Raw genomic sequence first — 22028 nt, forward strand, 5'->3', positions numbered from 1 at the left:
TGGCTTGCAGTGGCGGTTCGATGGGGAATGGCTGGACGATGAACCGGTAGGGCACGAGGATCTTTGGGACTGATCCAAGCGGTCCTTGCCGGCTACGGCCAGGTCCGCCAGTTCCACCAGTGCGTCGGCTCCGGCTCGGGTCGGGGCTCCGGCTCCGGCTCGCCGCCCAGCGCCTGCGCAGCCTCGACGAGATCGTCCGCGGTGAGCGTCATGACGTCCTCCCGGTCAAGCGCATCGAAGTCGCGGCCCTCATCGAGTGACAGCCTCAGCGCCTGCCGGTTCAGCGCCTGCTCGAACAACGTCCGGGCAAAACGGGCGTTGCCCGAGTCCTCACCGACATGGAGACCTGAGAAGATGCGACGCAGCATGTCGTCAGCCCCCGGCGCCAGGACGTACTCGTGCTGGGCGAGCATCTGGTGGAAGATCGTCTGGAGCGCGTCGATCGAGTAGTCCGGGAACGTGATCTCCCGCGCGAAGCGCGACCGCAGGCCGGGATTCGACAGGAGGAACGCCTCCATCAGCTGCGGGTATCCGGCCACGATGACCACGAGGCGGTGACGATGATCCTCCATCCGCTTGAGCAGGACCTCGATGGCCTCAGGACCGAAGTCCATGCGGCCGTCCTCCGGGGTCAGGGCGTACGCCTCATCGATGAACAGGACGCCGTCCAGAGCACGCCGGATCACGCGGTCCGTCTTGATGGCTGTCGCACCGACGTACTGCCCCACGAGGCCGGACCGGTCCACCTCCACGAGATGTCCCTTCTGCAGCAGCCCGACAGCGCGGTACATCTCGGCAAGGAGACGCGCCACGGTGGTCTTGCCGGTGCCCGGGTTCCCGAGGAACACCAGATGCTGGGAGGTAGCGACCTCCGGCAGGCCGTGGGCCTTGCGACGGGCCTGCACCTGCAGGAGGGCGACGAGCGCTCGCACCTGCTCCTTGACGGTGTCCAGCCCGACCAGGGCGTCGAGTTCGGCCTGCACCTCGGCCAGCGGGCGAGCGGGACCGGGACGCGCCGGGAAGTACTCGCCGCGCAGGTCCTCGACGCGGTCCGACCCCGAAGATTTGAGCTGGTCCGTGAGATGGCCGAGCGTCTCGCGCAGGTCATCGAGTGGATTGCGGCTTGGGGCCATGAGTATCTCCTGAGCGACGGAAAAGCAAGGAGTCGACAGATTGCGGTGAGTGGCCTGACGAGTTGCCGCGGAAGCGGCCCATGCATCGGTTCGTCGGGATTGCCTCCAAGCTACCGCACCAGAACTGCGAGCAGGAGCACGGCTACCGTTCGAGGTGAGAGCTTGCTGCTCTGCTCGCTCCGCGTTCCCCTGACCCTGATCGGAGACTGCTCGGCGTAGGCTCCGGTTGGTGGAGGCAAGTTGAAAGGTGTTGTCATGACGGTCGAGCACCGTGCAGTAGTTGTCGGCGGGGGCATTGCAGGTCTGGCTGCGGCGGTATCCCTTCTGCACGAGGGCTGGAGGGTGACCGTGCTCGAGCAGGCGCGAGCCTTCACCGAGGTCGGTGCAGGCCTGACAATCACTCCTAATGGGATGTCGGCACTGGCATCCATCGGCGTCGACACCGCTGTCCGCGATGCCGGTTACCGGGTGCGGATGGCCGGCACCACGGATGAACACGGCTCATGGTTGCTGCGCGTACCGCGTGCGTCAGGTTCGGACCAGGAGGTCTACGGGATCCACCGACAAGACCTCCATGACTCGTTGCTGACCGCTGCCCACGGGGCCGTATTGATGAGCGGTACCCGCGTCGTCAGCGTCGCTCCGGGTTCACCGGGCGGAGCCACGGCGCGAGTGGGCTGTGTCAGCGCGAAGGGTGCCGTATCCCATGACGCCGACCTCGTCATCGGGGCTGACGGTCTTCGCAGCACTGTCAGGGGCCTCGTTGCTCCTGGAACAGGGCCCCGATTCAGTGGTAAGTCGTCATGGCGCGGAATCGTCGCCGACTCGGCACTTGTGACGGAGGATTTCATCGTCAGATGGGGCCCGGGAACAGAGTTCGGAGCGGTGCGTATCGGAGCTGCCCAGGTGTACTGATACGGGTACACCTCTTCGAAGGAAGGCCATCGTCGGCCGGATGAAAAGGCCGCCGCCATGCACCATTTCAGGAACTGGGCGGACCCCGTACGACCCCTCATCGAACTCACCCCGGGCGATCGAGTCATGCGTCACGACGTCTACGACCTCCCCCCGAACCTTCGGACCTACATCTTCGGACGGGTGGTGCTCATCGGCGACGCGGCACACGCCATGATCCCCACCATGGGGCAAGGGGCGAACTCCTCCCTGGAGGACGGCGCATGCACCGGGCTTCTGATCGGTCGACGCGTCAAGGAGGGAGTGCCCCTGCAATCCGCTGTGCGCTCTTTCGACGCACTCCGCCGCCCGCGCACCCAGAAAATGATCAGCCGATCGCGCCGCGCCGGGCAGGTCGGAGCTGACGTGCAGAGCAGGATCGGAATCACTGTGCGGAACACCCTGATGAGGGCGGTGCCCGCCGGACCTGCAACGAAAGCAGGAGCCTCGGTCCTCACGTGGAGAGCCACGGCGTGAGCACGCACACGTCACCGGCGGTGTTCTCCGAAGACCACAACTCGTGTCCGTTGAACGTCAGTCTCGGCTCATGACCGGATTCCCTCGGATACTGCAGACGGTTCTCGACACGACCGATGTGCGAGGGCTGGCGGAGTTCTACCGACAACTCCTCGGGCTCCACTACCGGCCAGGAGACGAGCCCGCGGATGAGGGCACGCGTGATGATGTCGATTGGCTCGTTCTCACGGACGGGCAGGGAAGCAGCACCCTCGCTTTCCAGCAGGTCGACCACCTGGAGCGGACGACCTGGCCCAGGCCCGATGTGCCGATGCAGATTCACCTCGATCTGACCGTTCCTGACCGGGAAGCGCTCGAGCATCACCATTCCAGGGCACTGGCACTGGGTGCAGAGCTTCGGTTCGATCGTACGGACGACCCGAACGAGCCGTTATACGTCTACGCCGATCCCGCTGGTCATCCGTTCTGCATCTTCGTAGCCTGAGCGAGCATCGATGTTCGTCCGTCAGGTGCACATTCTCGTCGTGCCTGTGGAGCGCCTCGAAGTGCGCAGGTCGAAGCAGGCCGCTGAGTGAACGGCACACAAATCCTCAGAGTGCTCTTGCGATCAGGATGATGAGGGGGCAGGTGTCGTCGAACGGCGTCCGCTTCCGGGTCCCGTAGGTGGCCTCGATATCGAGACCGCCCAGGTGGAATGCTTCCGCTGTCACCCAGCATCCACTCGACGGTGTCGGCTCCATCCCTGTGCTGTGCGTAGGAGAGCATGGTGGGCGACGGGTCCACACCCACGACGTCCCGTCCTTCACCTGCGGGAGTCACGGTGAGCATTCCCGTTCCGCATCCCGGATCGAGGATCGTCCACGCGAATGGTGCGTGACGCCGTCGGTCTAGGGTGGATACATGGACCTGGAGACCTCCGTAGTGCAAGCTCTGGCGACGAACGAGAGCGCCGGGTTGGTGATGGACTTCGACGGTGTCCTCTCCCGGATCACCGATGATCCTGATGCCAGCGAGCTACTGGACGGTACCGAGGAGATCCTCGGGAGTCTGGCGACCAAGCTGTCGGTCGTCGCCCTCCTCTCCGGACGCCCGGCCGGCTTCCTCGCTGCGCGGGCAACCATCCCAGGGGTAGAACTGTATGGTTCCTACGGTCTCGAACACCTCACTGATCACGGCATCGAAGTCGTTCCCGAAGCCCGACAATGGATGGACGCCGTCGAAGAAGCCACCGCGACGCTGCACCGGGAGTTGGACGGTGTCGAGGGTGTATACGTCGAAGACAAATCCCTCGCAGTCGCCGTTCACTGGCGGCGTGCACCAGACCGCGATGTCGCGACGAAGCTGATCACTCCGCTCCTTCAGGAAGTGATCGACACTCACGCGCTGCGGCGCGAACCCGGCAAATTCGTGGAGGAACTCCGCATGCCCCTGCAGCAGGACAAAGGCACAGCACTCCAACACATCATCAGCACCTGGAGACTGCAGACCGTCGCGTACGCGGGTGATGATCGGGGCGACCTGCCTGCCTTCGACGTGGCAACCTCAGCAGGGGGCTACACGCTCGTCGTCGATGGCCCTGACATGGCTCCGGACGTGAGCAGACTACCCGGTGCCCACTTCGACGGCCCCGAGAATTTCCAGTCATGGTTGCAGCGACTCGACAACGCCATCCGATAGCGAGCGGGAGAACCCAGCGGCATCAGTGCCTGCTATCGATCATTTCCCGGTCGCGGGCCCGCGAACATCCCCAGACTGTAGGCAAGCAGGATGAGCGACATCATGAGCCCAGCTCCCACCGCCGCTGTCAGTGCGCTGGTTCCTGTGCCGATGAGCAGACCAGCACCACCGAGGAGGGCAAGGACTGAACCGAGCGTGTAGAACATACGTTCCCTGAAGGCCCAGGCGAAGGGTATGAAGTGGAGACCGACGACCAGGGCGATCAGCGCGGGCTGAAGCTCTGGTTTCCCTACCGATGTAAGCCGTCCCGTGCCGAAGGCTATGAGCGCGAATTCCATGATCACGCACAGCAGGTAGATCTCGATGTGCCGACCACGAGGAGCACTGAACGGGCCGAGGAAGCGCGGAGAGCCGAAGAGGAACCAGAGCGTGCCGGTGATTGCAGCGATGACCAGGATGCGTGCGGCCACCGTCGTGAACCCTGCGAATCCCGTCGTGTACGAGAAGACGAAGACACCTGCACCGAACAATCCGATCAGGGTTCCCCATCGCCTCGGGTCGATGAAGCGGGGAGGTGAGTCGACGGGAGATGACGTCATGCTGCTGTTGCGGGCCACCGGACAACCTTTCGTGGGAGAGCGGACGGCACGGAATGCGTCGATCTCGTGGTCGGGAGCGACATTCCAGTTGCGGTCTCTTGCCGTCGTGATCGAACCGAGGAGCTGGATCGACGACTGGTTCCCGGACGTACCGGATCGTTCGCGCCACTGTGGCTCGACGATGGTCGTCATGGCTCACCCCAGCCCTCGGCTACTGATGGCGATCAGTAGGTTGCGCAGCGTGGATCGGACCCAATCTTCCGACCTACTGCTTGGAACGCTGTTCCTTGGACCTGTCGACGTAATGCATCACGACCGCACACGCCACCACCACGATGACGGCCGCCACGCCGATACCTGTGATCAGGAGTGCAAGGTTCTCCGGTAAGGCGCTCGTGTTGATCCGGGTCGGGTTCATGAAACGATCCAATCCTGAAAGGGCCCCTTATACAAGAACGCGGTACAGGCAGGCCCAGTAGGCGTGGAGTCGACAGCTTCCAGGACACCGCAGGAGCCGGCAGTCCGCCGTCGAGCACCGGTGAAGTGCCAGGTCCCGGAAGGAGTGGGTGGGACAGTTCAGGGTGTCGGCAACAGATCCAGCAATGCCCGGGTAAGGAGTTCAGGCCGGCTCTGCTGGTTGAGGTGGTGAGTGCGATCGATGATGTCCTGCGAGATGGCGATCACCTTCCGGTTGGTCAGCTGACTCCGCTGCCTGATCCGATCGAAGGCTTCAGATGCTGTCAGCCCGCCTCGAGCCATCAGAATGCCCTTGGCTTGCTCGATCACGCTGCGCTTCACGGCCGACGCGGCTACCGCTTCATTCGCCAATCGGTGCGTATCCGTGTGGATGGACCTGGTCAGATCCACGACCAGAGCCCAGACCCCGATGGGCTCACTGCCGTGTTCGCCCTCTTTGAGGATGTAGTCGCCCGAGATCAACACCTTGCGGGCCTTTCCGGTCACATCTCGCAGGGACAGGTACGCCGAGCGCGGACCACCCTTGCTCAACAGGCTCTCCCACAGGGACCTGGCCGCGTCCTGATCGGCCGGCTCGAAGTGGGAGATGCCGAGGTCGAGGGTCGGTACGATCTCGCCGCGTTCGTACCCGTGGATGCGGTACAACTCGTCGGACCAGTGCAGTGCGGGGGATTCGAAGTAGTGCTCCACGATGCCGGTCGGGCAGTTGATGAAATACTCGACCGTCTCGACGGAATGAGCTCCGCCCCCGGACGTGTGTGCCGGCATCGCAGGGGTTTCCTGGGACGAGGAAGCAGTGGTGGTCACTGGTGAAGGGTCCTTCGACGCGACAAGAGAACCGGCCGGCTTCTTGACCGGTTGATGAGTCCGACCGACCCCGTCCCTACTCGTCCATGTTCGGTTCCCCTTCACAGTCCAGCTGCTTGACCTGTGAAGGAGATCCCACGTTCGTGCACGAGGCCCGTCGGTGTGGCCGGCTGAGCCCCGCGCGATGAAGCACGGAACATCTTTCAGGCGTACGTCCAGTATGCGCAGCAGACTTTCAACATCACCCGTGCTCTCGCTCAAGCTTTGCCTGCCACTGCAGCCGTGGGACGCATGCCGCGATCCATCGTTGTCAGGGTGGGTCAAGGCTGTGGCGGCTGCTCCAAGACCCCTGTGGCTGTCAGATGAGCGGCGACGGCAGCCAACTTGCTGTTACCGGCCGAACTCGTCGCGACCAGTAGCTCGAGTGCCTGCTCACTGGTGAGCCCGTACCGCTCCATCAACATTCCCGCGGCTCGCTCGATCACGTCCCGGCGTGAGATCGCACGGGTGAGGTGCTCGACTTTGTCGGTCACTTCAGCCAGGCGTTGGAGAACCAGGCGTAGTTCGGTCGTCGTTCCGTCACCGGTGGCTCCACGTGCTGGGCGCCGTTCCGGGTGGAAGTCCGCCGTGAGGTCCACCATCCCGGAGATCAGTCGTAACGACCCGGGTGGTAGATCCGCGATGCTTCCCATGGCGGCAGGTACCGCACCTCCACCTGGCGAGCTTCCCGCATCCAGGAAGGGGAGTGTATCGGCCGGTGGCCGTGGAGGATTCGGTCCCGATCCCTGAGGGTCGTGTGCTGGCATGATCAACCTGCTTGAGTAAGGCGAAGCACTGGGCGCTTTCGCCGGGCTGGCAGGCCCGCTCTGCTACAGGCCGGACATCACCTTCCAAGAGCGCACATGCTGCGAGCACTCGGGCCGTGTGCACCTAACGATACGGGTTATCCAGGCATCGGAATCCTCGGATCGAGGTCCTGATCGACGATGCGTTCGATGGGAGGACCTTCAGCTCGGGAGCAGAGGCTGCCGTCGTTCGTGCGCTGCGTGCTGCCGGCGACCTGGCACTGCCCCTCGTTGCAGAATAATCGGGACGAAGAGTGGGTTCTGTCGCTTTCTCTGCCGTTCTCGTCCGGCACTCCGAGGGCGCGTGGTTCGGCCTCGGGCCTCTCTCCGTCCAGCCACAGCGCCAGCGTCGCGGCATCGGTCGCAGGCTTGTCGGCAGGGAGGCACTTCGTCCGTCAGGTGAGGGGCGTGACGTCGTAGGTATGGCCCGCCGTGCGCAGCCTCTGCACCAGGACGTCGCCGAGGGCGGTCGCCGGGGTCAGCGATCCTGCGGCGGGCGGCAGGCGGTCGCCGTCGAGCGCGAGTGAGAGCGCCACCTCCCCGGCCATGACGGCGGTGGCGGCGTATCCGGGGTCGCCCGGGCCGGCTGCGACAGCGCGGTACCGCCGGCCGCTCTCCGTCGACGCGGTCACCTCGGAACGGAACCAGCCCGAGGTCCGTACAGCCTCGGTCGGGCCGGTGCCCGGGGCGGGTAGGGCCCGGTCCAGTAGCTTCCGCGTCGGAGGAAAGGCCATCGCGGCTCCGAACACCCGCAGGCCGAGCGCCATCGCTCCGGCGAGGAGGGCGCCTGCGGGATCACGCCGCGTGCCCATCACCTCCCCGTACCGCAGGGTCCGACCGTAGGCCCAACCCTGCAGGGCATTGCTGCGACGCACGATGCGCGTATTCACCGACGCCATGACGAAGGGTGCGGTCCACAGGCCGTCCTCCGAGCGGCCGACCCACCCCAGATCCGACGGCTGCCGGGTCGAAGGCTCCGCCGCCCGATCCGCAGCGAGGGAGTAGGGATCGCCCAGCAGTGATCGCAGCACGGGGTCCGACCGCGTTGCATCGAGCTGCCCACGCATCGACTCGATGGTGCCGCCGCTGAAGCCACCTTTGGCCGTCGCCACGAGCTGGACCTCGGTCAGTCCGCCTGCGCCGTCGGACTCCGCGGCCTGGTGCAGGAGGAGCGCCGCGAGGTCCGAGGGGACGGAGTCGTAACCGCACGCATGGACGATCCGTGCACCGGTGGTCCTCGCCGAAGCGTCGAAGCGATCGATGGCTTCGCGGACGAAGGACACCTCACCCGTCAGATCCCCGTAGTGCGTGCCGGCGCGGGCACATGCCTCGACGACCGGGAGCCCGTACTTCGCATAGGGACCCACCGTGGTGAAGAGGACCCGGGTGTCCGCAGCCAGCGCGGCGAGCGTCGCAGGGTGTTCCGAGTCGGCCTCGATGAGGGCCCAGTCGCGCGCAGCAGCAGGCAGCCTGCGCCGTACCGCCTCGAGCTTCTCCCTCGACCTCCCCGCGAGTCCCACGCGCAGGTCCGGTGGAGCGTGGACCGCGAGGTAGCCGGCGATCAGTTCGCCGACGAAGCCGGTGGCACCGAAGAGGACGAGGTCGTGATCGCGCGCTGGGGCATTCATGCCAGCAGTCTTCCATGGCAGCGATCGGACCGACACAGGAGCGGTGTCGACCTCGCCTGTGGCAGAAGGACCCGACGATTCTGCACCTGGCTCGCGGATCACCTGTTCCTTCCCCACTCCTGGCCACTAGGATCAGCGGACAACTAGAAATTTCGTTCGGGGGAACAGTGGAATCGACAGCGAAGAAGTGTGTTCAGTGGGGCGTCATCCTCGTTGTGGCCGGCGGATTCGTGCTGGTTCTCCTTCCTCAGCTACTCGGTCTGCTCACAGAGGCCGTGGGGCCGACTGCAGCAATCGGGGTAGGAGCAGTGGACATCGTTCTGACGCTGGTCCGCTGGGCGTTGATACCCATGGGTACAACTCTCATCGGCGCCGCTGTCGTCATCCGAGCCCTGGCGCCTGCGCTCGATCGTCCGAGGGATGTCCATACTGGCGCATAGCCCCGCAGCAGTAGTCGTTCCGGTCGCCCGGACAGTGCTAGCGGAGTGCGACTGCGAGGCCGAGCATGACGAGGGCGAGGAGGGGGAACAGCCAGTTGGTGACCTGGACCAGGACTCTCGCACCCGTTCCGGTGGCGTCCGCGGTACCCGAGCGTGGATCGATGATCTCGTCGTCCGTCGAGAGGGACGACCGGGCGGTGTTCCTGACCGAGAGTGCCACCATGACCAGGGCGCTGCCGATGAGCCAGGGCACCGGGTCGATTGCCAGCCATGCCTCGGCACGATCGTCAGGGGCAGCGAAGGCCGACAGGATTCCTGCCAGCGCGCAGATACCGCTGATGCCGATGCCGACCCAGATCCGGCGGATGACGGCGTCGAGATAGAGCGGCAGGAAGGCTACGAGCACCACTGGTGTGGCGAGGAGGGCCAGCTGCGCCGGGGAGACGAGCAAGAGCTCGGACCGGGTCCATGACACGACTGCCTGGTTGAAGAGCAGGAAGGCCAGGAGTCCGAGCAGCGATGGCCAGAGCGCATCCCGCACCCAGTCGTTCCGGGGCGCGGAGGGGAGTTCGAGTGCTGCAGCGTAATCACGCGCGGGCCCGAACGCTTCGTCGGCCTGTTGGCCGGTGTCGCCGAGGAGTTCCCTGGCGCTCGCGACGGTGTCCCCGATGGCGCTCCCGTGTACCTGGCGTAGCCGGAGCTCGATGACGAGCTGGTCGAACCACTTCTTGTCGCTGGTCTGCTGCCTCATGCGGAGGTCCCCTTTGTTGATCGTGCGGGATCGAGGTACTGCACACTTGTCTCGACGAAGCGCTCCCAGTCAGCACCGAGACGAGTGAGTTCGGAGCGGCCCTGATCGGTCAGGGCGAAATATTTGCGGCCTGGACCGCCCTCGCCGGCCCGCCACTCCGTGGTCACCAGGCCCGCTGCCTCGTACCGGGTGAGAAGCGGATACAGGGTTCCACCCTTGATGGTCCCGAAGCCATGTCGCTCCAGTTCGCTGATGATCGCGTACCCGTAGGAGGGCCCGGCGGACAAGGCGCGAAGCGCGAGGAAACCCAGCGTGGCTCTGAGCCAGTCGCTGGGCCATTCGACACCTGCCGCGACTCGCGGATCTGCAGCTGAAACTTCCATGGCTAGATTGTCTCTCTAAGTAGTTAGCCTGTAAAGCCTGCCGCATCGTTCTGCACCGGGTGCCGCTCGATCGCGGCCGGGCGCCGTCGCTGATCCTGAAGGCTTTGGATGAGATGTCAGCGCTGGTGGGGGCGGGCGGTGACCATGAGGGTGACGACGAGTGCGGCTGCGGCCAGGATGAGTGCTCCGCTGCTCAACGCCGTAGTGTAGCCGTCGACGATGGCCTGGCTCGTGGTCGCGGCAGTACCGGTATCGCCCGTTGCCCGGGCCTGGTGAAGGACCGTGAGCGCATTCGGGATTCGGTTTTCTGTCGCGGTGACGCTGACGGTGGACAGGACTGCGATGCCGAGGGCGACGCCGATCTGTTGGGCTGCGTTGAGGAGAGCCGAGGCGATCCCGGAGTCTTCGGGGCGGACGTCGGTCACGGCGGTGAGGGTCAGTGGCACGAAACTCAACCCGAATCCGACGGCGACGGCGAAGATGCCGACCATGAGATGCTGGACGTACCCGGAGGTCGGGGTGATGGTCGACAGCCACAGGATGGCGGCGGTGGAGACGAGGATCCCGGCGGCTGCGACAGTGCGGGGAGCGAAGCGGAGGACGAGTCTCGAGGCGAGGTCGGCGGAGATGATGATGCCGGCGCCGAAGGGCAGCCAGGCCAGTCCGGTGCGGACCGCGCCGTATTCGAGGATGTGCTGCATGTGGAGGGTCAGCAGGTAGAAGGTGCCCATGGGCCCGAAACTGATGAACAGCATGCCGAGATAGGAACCGGTCCGGTTGCGGTCCCGGAACAGGCGCAACGGGAGCATCGGGTCCGTGCTGCGGGCTTCGATGATGACGAACGCAGGCAGCAGGACGGCGGCCAGGGCGAACGCGATCAGTGTCGCCGGGACATCCCAGCCTTGCTCACCTCCGTGGATGATGGCGAAGACCAGGGCGGCGATCCCGCCGGTCCCCGTGACTGCTCCGGGGACGTCGAGTCGCCCGGTGTGCCGGGGTGCGTCGACGAGGATCCGGGTGCCGGCGAGCAGGGCGAGTCCGATGGGGAGGTTGATGAAGAACACCCAGCGCCAACCGAGCGTCCCTGTCAGCACACCTCCCAGGAGTAGTCCCACGGTCACGCCGAGGCCGGACATGGCCCCGTACAGCGCAAGTGCCTTGTTCCGTGCCTCGCCGGCAGGGAAGGTCGTGGTGATCAGGGCGAGGGCGTTCGGTGCAGTCAGCGCCGCGCCGAGTCCCTGCACCGCGCGGGCCGCGACGAGGACGGGACCGGCGGGCGCGATTCCCGCGACAAGAGACGAGAGGGTGAACATGCCGATGCCGATCTGCAGGACCCGCTGCCGCCCGAAGAGGTCCCCGAGCCTTCCCCCGAAGAGCAGCAGACCGCCGAACGCCAGGATGTAGGCATTGATCACCCAGGGCAGACTCGCAGAGGGGATGCCGAGCTCGTTCTGGATCGACGGCAGGGCGATGTTCGCAATCGAATCATCGAGGACCAGCATCAGCTGGGTGCTCGCGTCCACCAACAACGCCAGACCGAGCTTCCGACTCTTTTCAGGGATAGACCCGTCGGCAGGCCGGGAGGTGGGTGACGTCGTGGGCATGGGGCGCTCCTGCAGGGTCGCTGTGTTCTTAAAATACCCCTAAGGGGTATACGCTGTCCTTTATACCCACGGGGGGTATAAGAGTCAACCCGGACGTACTCGGGATCGAAGCAGTCCGGTCCGAGGCTCGAGGAAAGCCGACATCATCTCCGTCGCCGTTCTGGCGACCATCCACACGACGCCCCGAAACCGCTTGCTCATCAACCGCGGCAAGGGCCACGCCGTCGTGCACCGGAAGCACCCTGATCATCCGCGGGCAGGGCTTCGTGTCCGTGCGGAGTCCTGCTATCGGTCGTGGGGTGCTTCCGGGTCATCCGGGGCTTCGCTCCTGCGTTGCTCGAGGAGTTCCTTGGTACGAACGAGCCGGAGCAGAGTGACCAGTACCAGTCCACCGAGCATGTTGAAGAGCAGCGTGTAGCCGAACCAGCCGAGCCATTGCCCATAGCTGATGTCGGCGCCGGCGTGGATGGCGGCGAAGATGAGCAGCGAGTCGAGGACGGAGTGGAACAGCTGGAGTCCCGCCAGGAGGAATCCGCCGATGACGGTGGCGACGATTCGGGCGACGTCGTTGTTCGTGCCCTGCTGCATGCGGCTCATCAGGGTGATGGTGCTTCCCCCGAGGACGGCGAGGGCGACGGTCTGCAGGGAGAAGGGCGCGTCGACGTAGTGGTGTGCGCTCTCGCTGACCGTGTCGGTCCACTCCGGGAAGGCCTGCATGACGATCCAGACGAAAACCCACCCACCGGCCAGGTTGGCCACGAGGGTGCCTGCCCATAGTTTTCCGAGCTGGGCGATGCTTCCCTCTCTGGCGACGACGGCGGCGACCGGCATGAGGAAGTTCTCGGTGAAGAGCTCGCTGTGCGCCAACAGGAGCGCGACGAGGCCGACGCTGAAGGCGAGGCCGGCGAGCAGGTGGTTTCCCGTCTCGTGCATGACGGCCAGATAGGCCATGATGCCGAGGCCGATCTCGAACCCTCCGAAGACACCGGTCACGAGGATGTTCCTCGTGGTGCGATGGAGTCTTTCGGCGCCTTCTTCGATCGTCTTGTCGAAGGACTCCTTCAGTTCGTCCTCGACCGGGGCATCTGATGCACCCAGTTCCCGTCTGCGGTCCTCGCTCATGTCGCCTTCCTGTGCCTGGGTGGGGCGCTGGGAGGATGAGCTTCACGATCCCCGAGGCCACGGCCTGCGTCCTCTCCCCACCACGACAGTGTCTCCCAACGGCCCGACTAGACTGCGGGTGTGCACTATCCCGAGCCCGCACTCGACCGCGGGGGCCTCGCGCTGTACGTGGTGACTGCCGTTCTTGCCGCAGCCGCTCAGCTCGCGGTCGGGTATCTCTACCTGACCAGCGGTCTCGTCGCCCCGCTGTGGGCTTTGGCAGTGTTCCTCGGCTGGTGGCTGGTGCTGACCTGTGTCGGCGTGAAGTTGGCGTTGCGCCGGTCCTATCGGCTACTCCTCGTGCCTGTCGTCGCGGTGGTGACGTGGTTCGGCGCGATGGTGTTCGGGGGCGCCGTCCTCGGGTGGAGTGCCTGACGACCTTCGGGGACATCGATGCAGCTCAGGACTACGGCAACGGGATTCCCGACGTGATCCCGGCGGTGTCGGCGTGAGGCCCGCTGTCAGGAGTGGGCCGGCAGCACGCACAGTTCGTTGCCCGACGGATCGGCGTAGATACGCCACGGCAGGTCGCCCCAGTCGGGGCGTAGTTCACGGCCGCCCCGCTCGATGATGCCCGCCGCGACGTCGTCGGGATCATCCCCATCCTCGAGCCTGACGTCCAGGTGCAGCCGATTCTTCGCAGTGCCCTTGGGTGACGGCTCAGGGCAGAGGACGAGGAGCGGGCCCCGCAGCGACGGGTGGCGCAGTGTGGGCAACCGTCCCGGGACCCGGATCCAGCCGGTGAGCCAGGACCAGAACCGCGCGTCCCGGTCCGCGTCGGCGGAGTCCAGGGGCAGCGCCGCGATCGGCCCGGTCCGGGCATGGTCCGCCCGCTCGTCCATGACACAGCAGGGGTTTCCCTCAGGATCGGCGAGAACCACCCATGGCACGTCCCCCTGACCCACATCGAGGTGCCGGGCACCGAGCCCGAGTAACCGATCGACCTCTTCCGTCTGCCGGGAGCCGCCCCGAAGGTCGACGTGCAGCCGCGGCGGTGGGGGAGAGCCGGGGACGCGCTGGAAGCACAGATCCAGCACCGGACCACCCTCGATACTGAGCCTGGTCTCGTACACCCCGGGCTCGTCCGTGAGTGTCTCTCCGCCGACCACCGCCTCCCAGAAGCGGCCGAGTCGCCGGGGTTCCGCGGCGTCGACGACGAGATTCTCCAGATACATGCAGGCCACCGTAGGCCAGGCGGGCACGTGGCTCAAGGGACGAACACGTCGGTCTCGCGATTGCTGACGATGAATCACGTGATGTCGACGTCCTGGTCGAGTTCGGGTGCCTGCAGATCGGCCGATGCGCTCCCTTCGACGTCGCCTGATCCTATTGCTCCGGGGCACCGCAGCCAGCAGAAGGGCTATTGTCGGTTTCGCCTCTCGGAACGGGATGTCGGGGACCGTGCCGTCCTATTGATAGCGTCCGGCCTGCAGCTCCGGCATATTCTTGGCCGGGCGCTGCGAGCGCTTCGAGGGGGTCGTTATGCCGCCCTGGTGGAGGACGCCGGGTCGAATGCCATCGCTTCATGGGACATCGGTGGGCAGAGGTCAGTGATCAGCCCCGTCCCCGCGCACTCACGAACGGCGTCGATACCCTCGACCGCCGACACTTTGTCCGAGAACGGCCCGGATACGGCGACAACCGTACCGTCGGGCCCTTTCAACCTGAACCTGAAGGAAATTCCTCCGTCACGGAAGAGTTCGAACGATCCGGCCATCATTACCCCCTCGTCACCCAGGCAGAGGAACTGCCCGGGCTCGTCGTCGAAACCGGAATTCAACGCTGCTTTCCGGCTGGCCCGGAAGCGGGATAGGGCTACCCCTATGTGACCCCAGCCACACCCAATTCATCCATGGTAGGCGTCGTATTTCGTACTGGCGAGTAATCGCAGAAGGGGTCAGCGGGCTCGGGGGTGCTTTCACCCGGCTGTTTATCAAGCACCCTAGGATTCTGCTTTATGCATTTGCTCATCAGCCTAGCTTTTTTGGTTTTCCGTTCTGCTCAGCCGCTCGGAATCTTCGGTGCGTCGATTTCGGGCGCCGCTGGGAGGGCCGGAGCCCGGCGGGGCACGGGCTGTGGCCGCTACTGCTCGGGGAGCCCCGGCAGGGTCCGGGTGACCACCAGGTCCACGGCGATCTGACGAAGCTTCAGGTTCGTGGTCGAGCTCACCGAGACGAGTACTTCGAATGCCTGCTCGCCCGTGAGGCCGTAGCGCTCCATGAGGATGCCCTTGGCCTGCCCGATCACATCCCGGCTCTCGATCCCCATCGTCAGGTGTTCGACCTTCTCGGTCATCTCCCGCAGGCGCTCCGTCACCCGCTCGAGAGCCGCGTCGTCGTCCGGTGTGCCCGCATCGCTCCGATCGGCAGGCTCGTCCTGCTCGTTCGGGTCGCCTCGGCGATTCGTGTCATTCGGGTCGTTCCCCATCACTTGGATCCTCGAGATATCGCGGCTGAGACCGACCAGATCCTTCCCCCGGTCCACACTCTCTCATGCGATGTCGACCGCACGGCACTTCCTTACGGCCGAAGGCGACACGCACTTTCCGTGTTCGTCAAGCATTTCTGCTCATCGGGGGCTTGTCGGGCTTTCCTTGACGACCTACGCTTGAGGCCCGGCCTGACACAGTGGTCAAACAGCGGCCATGGTCGGATTCTCGAGGAGAAACCATGGCTTTATCCTCTGCGTCCATCATTCCCGTGCCCCGGATCCCGATCGGTCAGTCATCCCCGGATCAGGGGGACATCCCGTTCTGTGCCGCATGTGACACCGCCGAGCATCTGGCGTTCGAGGACTTCGTACCGAGCAGGGTGCTGCCCGACGGGCAGGAGCACCTCGGCACCGTGAGCTATCTGTGCATGGGCTGCAACCAGTACAGTTCCCACGCTGTCCCGGATTTCTGGCAGCCACCTGCCTGGCACTGGTACGTCTGACACCGCACCGCAGGTTCCGCAGGCGGCATCGCCCGCGGTGATCCCGGTGAAGGAGGCGACATCCTCCCAGCGGGCCCACTGTTAAACCCGATGGAAGGATGTCATCGGGTATTCGGATCGGACCGTCACGAGGATGGCACGACGGCGGAAGCGTCGCCGCGTGAGACATGGACCCGACCCGCGCTCAGAGGGCTGCCATCACCACGAGGGGTGCACGGCAAGGGGCGGTCGCACGGCGAGTGGGGATCGTCCGTGCCGCTGCCGATAGGTCCGCCGTTCTCGTGGTCCTCGGCTCCTGGTGTGCGTGGGCGCAGGGTCGCCACGGGTTGGGCGTCTGCCTTGCCCGCGCGGGTGCGACCCTGCTCGTCGTCGGTGGTTTCCCCGGCCGATACATGGGTCGCGGACGCGTGGACCGATTCCAGGGCGGGGTGCCCCGGCGAGCACGCGGTCCCGTCGGGCTACCGTGCGAGTAGCGGGCCGATCAGTTCGACGAGAGCGGTCCGGGCCTGTCGCCCCATGGACACCCGCGAGGTGCGAACGCCTCGATCTCCGGCTCGCAGCGGACTACGGGTCCGTGCCGTCGTCCCCGTCCCCGGGGAACAGGGTGCGCCGCAGCGTATAGGCCTGGCCTCCGGCGAGGACCACGGTGATGAGGACGGCCGTCGGCCAGGAGAGTCCCGTGGCATACACGAGGACGAAGGCGATGGATACGGCGAACACCGCGATGGCGAGCAGCAGGACCATCCTCAGCGTCCGACGGCGGGGCTCCGTCGGCGCGCGCCGACGCTCACCGTGATCCTCGTACCTGTTCGGGTCCACTTGGTGCCACTCCAATCCCTGTCCGGTGCTTCAAGTGTGGATCCCGCCCGCTGCACTGTCGAGGCGGCCGCCGGGTTCGCGACCACCCGGGGCGCGGTACGACGCGACGGGCTGCGTCCCAGCGGCCCGGCAGTCCGGGGGCACGGCGTGGGCGGGTGCCCCCGGCCCGCCCGGCGTCTATCCTCGCGCCCGCCGCGGGAAGGGAAGGCGGTCGAGGTCGGACGCCGCCACCACGGTCGCCCGACCGGCCGAGAGGCGTGCCTGCGCGGCGAGCTCCCCGACGTCGTCGTACCGGGAGGAGAAGTGCGTCAGCACGAGGGTGCCCGCTCTCCCGGCGCGCGCGAGGCTGCCCGCCTGGCCGGCCGTCAGGTGCAGGTACTGGTCCGCGAGGGCTGCGTCGTCGTCGCTGAACGTGCTCTCCGTGACGAGCAGGTCGGCGCCGTCGGCGAGCGCGAACGCGCCGTCGCACAGTGCGGTGTCCATGACGAAGGCGAACCGGCGGCCCGGCCGGTGCACGCTGACATCCTCCAGTCGCACGTCGCCCAGCCGGCCCTCGCGCTGCAGGCGGCCGACGTCGGGCCCCCCGATGCCCGCGGCGGCGAGGCGGTCGGGGAGGAAGCTCCGCCCGTCCGGTTCCGTCACACGGTAGCCGTAGGCCTCGATGCGATGCCTCAGGGGCTGCACCTCGATCCCGGCGGCTATCGGTCCTTCGACACCATGCGGGTGCAGGTGCAGGTCCAACCCCGGCGTCGCGAGGGAGACGAGCGACCGCACCACTTCCTCGCCCGACACCGGATAGTGGAGGTGCACGGGGTGCTCCACGCCGTCGAGCACCATCCGCGACAGCACGCCGGGCAGCCCGAAGCAGTGGTCGCCGTGCACGTGCGTCAGGCAGATCCTCGTGATCCGCGAGGCGGAGACGCCGGCGTGGATCATCTGCCGCTGCGTGCCCTCGCCGGGATCGAAGAGGATCCCCTCGCGCTCCCACCGCAGGAAGTAGCCGTTGTGGTTGCGGGACCGGGTGGGCACCTGGGAGGCCGTGCCGAGGATGACGAGCTCACGCATGACCCCAGTCTCGCATCGGGGATACCGGGGGAGCGCGGCGCGGGCCGGCAGTGGACCGATCGGTCGGCAGGCGAAAGAATGATGGCGAGGAACCACCGAAGGAGCACGATCCCGTGGAGCAGCACGCCCGCCCGGTGGCACCGGCACAGCCGGAGGAGACGCGCCGGCGGGCCTGGAAGCAGGGCGCCTGGAACACGCCGTCGCGCGCGCTGATCCCCGCCACGCTGGTCTCCCTCGCGGGCTTCGCCCTGTTCGTGCTCCATGCATCGGGTATCGGGTACCTCCTGCTGGCGATCGCGCTCGTCGCGGCGGTGGTGCTGGACCGGGTGCTGTTCCGGGACCTGCTGCTCATCGCCTTCGGGCTGGCCGTCATGAGCCTGGTGCCGATCACCACGGACATCAGTCCGGCACACATGGGCGTCATGGGCACGGCGATGATCCTCGCCGTCGGCGTCCCCTACGCGGTGTCCCGCTTCGCCTACCGCGACCACGCCATCACCTTCCCGGTGCGCTCCGGACCGTGGTCACGCGCGGAGAAGTGGTACCTTCCCGCCGTCGTCGTCATCGGCTACGCCCTGCTGCCCGTCTACATGCTGGGCACCGGGGTGTACGAGAACTGGCCCGCGGCCTCGGAGCCGGACGAGATCGCCCGGCTGTTCCTCGGCACCAACGGGCTCGGCATCTGGGACGAGCTCTTCTTCATCTGCACGGTCTTCGCCCTCCTGCGCCGCCACCTGCCCATGGCGCAGGCCAACGTGCTGCAGGCGGTGCTCTTCACCTCGTTCCTGTGGGAGTTGGGCTTCCACGCCTGGGCGCCGTTGTTCATCTTCCCGTTCGCGCTCCTCCAGGCCTTCATCTTCACGCGGACGCGATCGCTCTCGTACATCGTGTGCGTCCACCTGCTGTTCGACTTCGTCCTGTTCCTCGTCCTGATCCACGCGCACAACCGCGCGTGGATCGACATCTTCCTCTATTGAGCGCGCATCGATGAGCGATCCCGCCGACTTCATCGACGAGTCGCTCCAGTACGAGAGCTCGGAGGAGCGGGCGGGGGAGTACGAGCGGCGGTACGGGACGGACCTCGCGTACTACGGCGATTCCGTCGGGGCGGTCCGGGGCGCCGTCCGCAACGCGGAGCGCCGGTACCGGAGCCTCGGACACGACGACGTCGCGGCCGTCGCCTCCGAGCTGTGGTCCCGCCCGGTGTTCGAGCGGCGGTTCGCGGCCGTCGTGCTCCTGCAGTCGTCGGTGCGGCTCCTGCGCTCGTCCGACCTCACCCGGATCGAGGGCTTCCTCCGCTCGGCGCTCCTCCGGGAGCTCGTGGACCCCCTCGCCGTCGACGTCGTCGGCCCCCTGCTGCTGCGCCTGCGGGGACAGGATGCCGTCCGCGCGTCCGCCGTGCTGGACCGTTGGGCGGCGGCGGACGACCCGTGGCTGCGCCGTGCAGCGGTCCTCGCGCACCTGCCGGCCTTCCGGGCCGGGGACGGCGACGACGCATCCTTCCGGCGCACGGTGCGGCTGGTCTCCGGCGCGCAGACGGGCCGGGACACGGCCGTCGAGGACGCGGTGGCGCTGGTGCGGGCCGCCGGAGCCGGCTGACCGGGACCGGAGGCGCTACCGGATGTCGATGGTCCGGATGAGCTTGCCGCGCAGCGCCGGTACGAGGTGGTGGACGCCCATGAGGCCGAGGCCGTAGCGCCGGACCCGCCGCATCGACGTCGCGACCTTCAGCCCCGCGTCGATGCGCACCGCGGCGCGACCCAGCCGGCGGGACACGCGGACGGACAGATCGATGTCCTCGTCGCGCGTGTCGATCGCCGTCCGGCCGAATCCGCCGACCTCCAGATAGGCGGACGCCCGGATCGCCATGTTGTGACCAGCGACGAAGCGCAGGTAGGCGACGTCGAGATAGGTGACGGCCATCATGATCCGCAGGAGCACCAGCGCACCGGGCATCAGCTGGTCATCACCCCACCGGTAGTACCGGTCGCGCAGCGGCACGCTGGTCCCACCCAGCAACTGGACCTCCGGGTGCCGGGCGAACGTCCTGCGGATGCGGTCGGCCCAGTCCTCCGCCGGCTCGCTGTCACCGTCCGTGCGCGCCACGAGGCGGAACCCGTCGGCGATCGCGGCGCGGAAACCGGTGTCGCTCGCAGCTCCCGTGCCCTTCTGGACTTCCGTGAGGACCGTAACGTTCAGCAACGGGTGGGCCGCGGCGAACCGCCGGACCCGCAGCACGGTGTCGTCCGTGGACCCGTTGTCCACCACGTAGATGCGCAGGTCCGCGTCCCCGCGCTGCCGGCGCAGTGCTTCGAGGGTCCGCGCGACCCCGGGTTCGTTGAAGACGGGCACGACGACGGCGAGCGGCTCGGTCATCGTCCGGGCTCCGAGGCCAGGGCGTGGATCGACGGCATGGCGTCAGGGGCTGTCGAGGTCGCGGGCGGCGAAGGTGTCGCAGGACCTCAGGTCCCCGGTCTCGTAGCCCTGCGAGAACCAGGCCTGCCGCTGGGCGCTCGAGCCGTGCGTCCAGCCCTCCGGGTCGACCCGGCCGGTGACGGCTTCCTGGATGCGGTCGTCACCGACGGACGCGGCGGCGGAGAGCGCGTCCTCGAGGTCCGTCGTCGAGAACGTCCGCAGGAACGGTTCTCCCGACTCGGGATCGGGGACCGAGGTGGCGTGGGCGGCCCACATCCCGGCCAGGCAGTCGGCCTGCAGCTCGACGCGGACACCGCCGGATTCGGCTCCCTCCGGATCCTGCTGGGCGGCACCGAGGGTGCCGATGAGGTTCTGGATGTGGTGGCCGAACTCGTGGGCCACTACGTACTCCTGGGCGAGCGGGCCGCTGGCCGAACCGAACTGCGTCACGAGCTCGTCGAAGAACGCCGTGTCGTAGTAGGTCTGCTGGTCCGCGGGGCAGTAGAAGGGCCCGACGGCGCTCGTGGCCGTCCCGCAGCCGGTATCCGTGCTGCCGGTGAAGAGTACGACACCGGGCTGCGTGTAGGCGACGCCGAACTGGTCCAGGTAGGGAAGCCAGAAGCTGTCGAGGCTTTCGGCCGTGCCGAGGATGCGGCAATCGAGCTGCTCGTTGGCGTCGGCGCCGGTCTGGCACGCGTTGATCGCTTCGACCTCCCTGTCCTCCTGCTGCGAGGTCGGAGCGCCCTCCTGGAGTCCCAGCTGATCCACGACGTCCGGTCCGAAGATCAGCGAGAGGATGAGGAGGAGGCCGCCACCGACCCCGCCGCCCACGGCGGCACCCCGGCCGCGTCCGCGACGGTCACGAACGCGCGACGGATCGAGCCGGGTGTTGTCGTTGAAGCTCATGGATCAACAATAAGCCGACTGAGGGTTGACGCGGGACACTGCGCGGCTGAGCCCCGTCGTGCTATTCGAGGGGGCGCAGTTCCCGCGGCAGGCGGGCGAGCGGGTCGACGGCGGTATATGCGGCAGCCAGCTTCAGGGCGGCGAGGTCCTGCTCGAGCAGGAGCGCCGCCTTCTGATGGCCCACGGGGTTGAGATGCACGTCGTCCGCGAGGAATTCCTCGAGGGCGTGGGTGGTCAGCCAGCCCCCGGCCGACACGAAGGGGATCCCGCGCTGGCTCGCGAGGGTGCCGAGCAGGGCGTCGACCTCGGCCCGACGGGCGCCGCCGTCCGTCGCGCTGCGGCTGAGCGTGCCGATCATGACCATGCGGGAGGACGGGTACGTGCGTTCGAGCTCGAGGATCAGGGCGTTGGCGCTCGCGAGGATGTCGCCGTCCGAGACGCCGGACCGGGCGTCGTTGCCTCCGCCCTCGACGACCACGAGGGCGGGATCCCCGTGCGGCAGGACCCAGTCCCCGCTGGTGAGCGCATCGTGGTAGTTCGCGTCGCCCGCTCCGTTCGTCGCGACGAAGCCCGTACCGCCCGCGCCGAGGAACCGCACGGAGTACCCGAGTTCGTGCAGGGCGATCTGGGGCCAGGTGTCCGCTCCGCCCGACTGCGAGTCGCCGATGAGGACTGCGGTGCGCTGCACGTCGGGCACGACCACTTCGAGGCGACCCGTGGCGGGATTCCTGGCGGCGCTGCCGACCGGGAGCTGCGCAGGCGCGACGGCAGGTAGCTTCGCGGTCGTCGGATCCGCGGGCGTCTCACCCGGGGTCTTGTCGGTCCGCGCCTGCCGGGCCATGGCCGCAGGAGGTTCGGCGTCCGAGGCCGTGGCGTCGCGGGTCTCCGCGGAGGCGGGAGGAACGGTACCTGCCAGAAGACCGAGCGAGAGCCCGAGGGACAGAAGGGCCACGT

Annotated in this window: 26 protein-coding genes and 1 pseudogene; 8 read left to right on the forward strand and 19 right to left on the reverse strand. The window is 66.9% G+C overall.

Translation table 11 applies throughout. The features are described 5' to 3' along the window. Nucleotides 1-92: 92 nt before the first annotated feature. A complete protein-coding gene (locus tag ACX80U_RS06030) occupies nucleotides 93-1133 on the reverse strand; it encodes an AAA family ATPase (RefSeq protein WP_133081759.1) in 1041 nt (346 codons plus the stop codon). A gap of 255 nt (nucleotides 1134-1388) precedes the next feature. On the opposite strand from ACX80U_RS06030, the gene ACX80U_RS06035 reads away from it, so the two are divergent. The 3 genes from ACX80U_RS06035 to ACX80U_RS06045 all read left to right on the forward strand — a co-directional run bounded on the left by ACX80U_RS06035 (nucleotide 1389) and on the right by ACX80U_RS06045 (nucleotide 3048). Beyond that, complete coding sequence (locus tag ACX80U_RS06035) at nucleotides 1389-2048, forward strand: FAD-dependent oxidoreductase (RefSeq protein WP_459267761.1); 660 nt, start codon at nucleotides 1389-1391, stop codon at nucleotides 2046-2048. Nucleotides 2049-2105: 57 nt separating this feature from the next. Further along, complete coding sequence (locus ACX80U_RS06040; RefSeq protein ID WP_459267762.1) at nucleotides 2106-2564, forward strand: FAD-dependent monooxygenase; 459 nt, start codon at nucleotides 2106-2108, stop codon at nucleotides 2562-2564. 70 nt (nucleotides 2565-2634) lie between these two features. Beyond that, on the forward strand, nucleotides 2635-3048 hold the full coding sequence (locus ACX80U_RS06045; protein WP_459267763.1) for a VOC family protein: 414 nt from the start codon (nucleotides 2635-2637) through the stop codon (nucleotides 3046-3048). A 260-nt stretch (nucleotides 3049-3308) separates the two neighbouring features. On the opposite strand, the pseudogene ACX80U_RS06050 reads toward ACX80U_RS06045, so the two are convergent. Continuing rightward, nucleotides 3309-3392: pseudogene (locus ACX80U_RS06050) on the reverse strand (class I SAM-dependent methyltransferase); the annotation flags it as partial. A 72-nt stretch (nucleotides 3393-3464) separates the two neighbouring features. Between ACX80U_RS06050 and otsB the strand changes: the two are divergent. Continuing rightward, the gene (otsB, locus tag ACX80U_RS06055) at nucleotides 3465-4241 is read left to right on the forward strand and encodes a trehalose-phosphatase (RefSeq protein ID WP_459267764.1); all 777 of its coding nucleotides are present in this window, start codon (nucleotides 3465-3467) and stop codon (nucleotides 4239-4241) included. Between the two features lie 32 nt (nucleotides 4242-4273). On the opposite strand, the gene ACX80U_RS06060 is transcribed toward otsB, so the two are convergent. The 9 genes from ACX80U_RS06060 to ACX80U_RS06100 form a co-directional block, all read right to left on the reverse strand. Next, nucleotides 4274-5032, reverse strand: coding sequence for a DUF7010 family protein (locus ACX80U_RS06060; RefSeq protein WP_459267765.1), 759 nt, complete (start codon nucleotides 5030-5032; stop codon nucleotides 4274-4276). 73 nt (nucleotides 5033-5105) lie between these two features. Beyond that, complete coding sequence (locus tag ACX80U_RS06065; protein WP_459267766.1) at nucleotides 5106-5258, reverse strand: hypothetical protein; 153 nt, start codon at nucleotides 5256-5258, stop codon at nucleotides 5106-5108. Between the two features lie 158 nt (nucleotides 5259-5416). After that, nucleotides 5417-6124 (reverse strand): PAS and ANTAR domain-containing protein, encoded by a 708-nt coding sequence (locus ACX80U_RS06070; RefSeq protein ID WP_459267767.1) that lies wholly within the window; start codon nucleotides 6122-6124, stop codon nucleotides 5417-5419. A 320-nt stretch (nucleotides 6125-6444) separates the two neighbouring features. Continuing rightward, the gene (locus tag ACX80U_RS06075) at nucleotides 6445-6765 is read right to left on the reverse strand and encodes an ANTAR domain-containing protein (protein WP_459267768.1); all 321 of its coding nucleotides are present in this window, start codon (nucleotides 6763-6765) and stop codon (nucleotides 6445-6447) included. Between the two features lie 599 nt (nucleotides 6766-7364). After that, nucleotides 7365-8597 carry a saccharopine dehydrogenase family protein gene (locus ACX80U_RS06080; protein ID WP_459267769.1) on the reverse strand — a complete coding sequence of 411 codons (1233 nt, stop codon included), beginning with the start codon at nucleotides 8595-8597 and terminating at the stop codon, nucleotides 7365-7367. A 477-nt stretch (nucleotides 8598-9074) separates the two neighbouring features. Further along, on the reverse strand, nucleotides 9075-9788 hold the full coding sequence (locus ACX80U_RS06085; protein ID WP_459267770.1) for a hypothetical protein: 714 nt from the start codon (nucleotides 9786-9788) through the stop codon (nucleotides 9075-9077). Next, nucleotides 9785-10171, reverse strand: coding sequence for a PadR family transcriptional regulator (locus tag ACX80U_RS06090; RefSeq protein WP_459267771.1), 387 nt, complete (start codon nucleotides 10169-10171; stop codon nucleotides 9785-9787). Before ACX80U_RS06090 ends, ACX80U_RS06085 begins: the two co-directional genes overlap by 4 nt. A gap of 116 nt (nucleotides 10172-10287) precedes the next feature. After that, the gene (locus ACX80U_RS06095; RefSeq protein WP_459267772.1) at nucleotides 10288-11694 is read right to left on the reverse strand and encodes an MFS transporter; all 1407 of its coding nucleotides are present in this window, start codon (nucleotides 11692-11694) and stop codon (nucleotides 10288-10290) included. A gap of 366 nt (nucleotides 11695-12060) precedes the next feature. Then, on the reverse strand, nucleotides 12061-12897 hold the full coding sequence (locus tag ACX80U_RS06100; protein WP_459267773.1) for a formate/nitrite transporter family protein: 837 nt from the start codon (nucleotides 12895-12897) through the stop codon (nucleotides 12061-12063). A 120-nt stretch (nucleotides 12898-13017) separates the two neighbouring features. Between ACX80U_RS06100 and ACX80U_RS06105 the strand changes: the two genes are divergently transcribed. After that, nucleotides 13018-13311, forward strand: a complete 294-nt coding sequence (locus ACX80U_RS06105; RefSeq protein ID WP_244185977.1) for a hypothetical protein — start codon at nucleotides 13018-13020, stop codon at nucleotides 13309-13311. 86 nt (nucleotides 13312-13397) lie between these two features. Here ACX80U_RS06105 and ACX80U_RS06110 read toward each other — a convergent pair whose 3' ends face one another. The 3 genes from ACX80U_RS06110 to ACX80U_RS06120 form a co-directional block, all read right to left on the reverse strand. Continuing rightward, nucleotides 13398-14111, reverse strand: coding sequence for a VOC family protein (locus ACX80U_RS06110; RefSeq protein ID WP_208739602.1), 714 nt, complete (start codon nucleotides 14109-14111; stop codon nucleotides 13398-13400). A 305-nt stretch (nucleotides 14112-14416) separates the two neighbouring features. Beyond that, entirely contained in the window at nucleotides 14417-14716 is a 300-nt protein-coding gene (locus tag ACX80U_RS06115) for a YegP family protein (protein ID WP_244185979.1), read from the reverse strand. 302 nt (nucleotides 14717-15018) lie between these two features. Next, complete coding sequence (locus tag ACX80U_RS06120) at nucleotides 15019-15363, reverse strand: ANTAR domain-containing protein (protein WP_133081772.1); 345 nt, start codon at nucleotides 15361-15363, stop codon at nucleotides 15019-15021. A 242-nt stretch (nucleotides 15364-15605) separates the two neighbouring features. Between ACX80U_RS06120 and ACX80U_RS06125 the strand changes: the two genes are divergently transcribed. Then, nucleotides 15606-15869: a hypothetical protein gene (locus ACX80U_RS06125; protein ID WP_459267774.1), complete on the forward strand. Its 264-nt coding sequence runs from the start codon at nucleotides 15606-15608 to the stop codon at nucleotides 15867-15869. Nucleotides 15870-16433: 564 nt separating this feature from the next. Here the strand turns inward: ACX80U_RS06125 and ACX80U_RS06130 are convergent. Together ACX80U_RS06130 and ACX80U_RS06135 are read right to left on the reverse strand one after the other, a co-directional pair. Next, on the reverse strand, nucleotides 16434-16688 hold the full coding sequence (locus ACX80U_RS06130) for a hypothetical protein (protein ID WP_208739604.1): 255 nt from the start codon (nucleotides 16686-16688) through the stop codon (nucleotides 16434-16436). A 177-nt stretch (nucleotides 16689-16865) separates the two neighbouring features. Continuing rightward, a complete protein-coding gene (locus ACX80U_RS06135; RefSeq protein WP_133081775.1) occupies nucleotides 16866-17753 on the reverse strand; it encodes a ribonuclease Z in 888 nt (295 codons plus the stop codon). Between the two features lie 209 nt (nucleotides 17754-17962). On the opposite strand from ACX80U_RS06135, the gene ACX80U_RS06140 reads away from it, so the two are divergent. Continuing rightward, complete coding sequence (locus ACX80U_RS06140) at nucleotides 17963-18730, forward strand: CPBP family intramembrane glutamic endopeptidase (protein ID WP_133081957.1); 768 nt, start codon at nucleotides 17963-17965, stop codon at nucleotides 18728-18730. Nucleotides 18731-18740: 10 nt separating this feature from the next. Next, nucleotides 18741-19352, forward strand: a complete 612-nt coding sequence (locus ACX80U_RS06145; RefSeq protein ID WP_459267775.1) for a DNA alkylation repair protein — start codon at nucleotides 18741-18743, stop codon at nucleotides 19350-19352. Between the two features lie 15 nt (nucleotides 19353-19367). On the opposite strand, the gene ACX80U_RS06150 is transcribed toward ACX80U_RS06145, so the two are convergent. The 3 genes from ACX80U_RS06150 to ACX80U_RS06160 all read right to left on the reverse strand — a co-directional run bounded on the left by ACX80U_RS06150 (nucleotide 19368) and on the right by ACX80U_RS06160 (nucleotide 22026). Continuing rightward, complete coding sequence (locus tag ACX80U_RS06150; protein ID WP_459267776.1) at nucleotides 19368-20129, reverse strand: glycosyltransferase family 2 protein; 762 nt, start codon at nucleotides 20127-20129, stop codon at nucleotides 19368-19370. Between the two features lie 42 nt (nucleotides 20130-20171). Continuing rightward, nucleotides 20172-21074, reverse strand: a complete 903-nt coding sequence (gene ypfJ, locus ACX80U_RS06155) for a KPN_02809 family neutral zinc metallopeptidase (protein ID WP_459267777.1) — start codon at nucleotides 21072-21074, stop codon at nucleotides 20172-20174. Nucleotides 21075-21135: 61 nt separating this feature from the next. Then, on the reverse strand, nucleotides 21136-22026 hold the full coding sequence (locus ACX80U_RS06160) for an SGNH/GDSL hydrolase family protein (RefSeq protein WP_244185989.1): 891 nt from the start codon (nucleotides 22024-22026) through the stop codon (nucleotides 21136-21138). Between the last annotated feature and the right edge of the window lie 2 nt (nucleotides 22027-22028).

The sequence above is a fragment of the Arthrobacter sp. TmT3-37 genome, assembly GCF_054510835.1.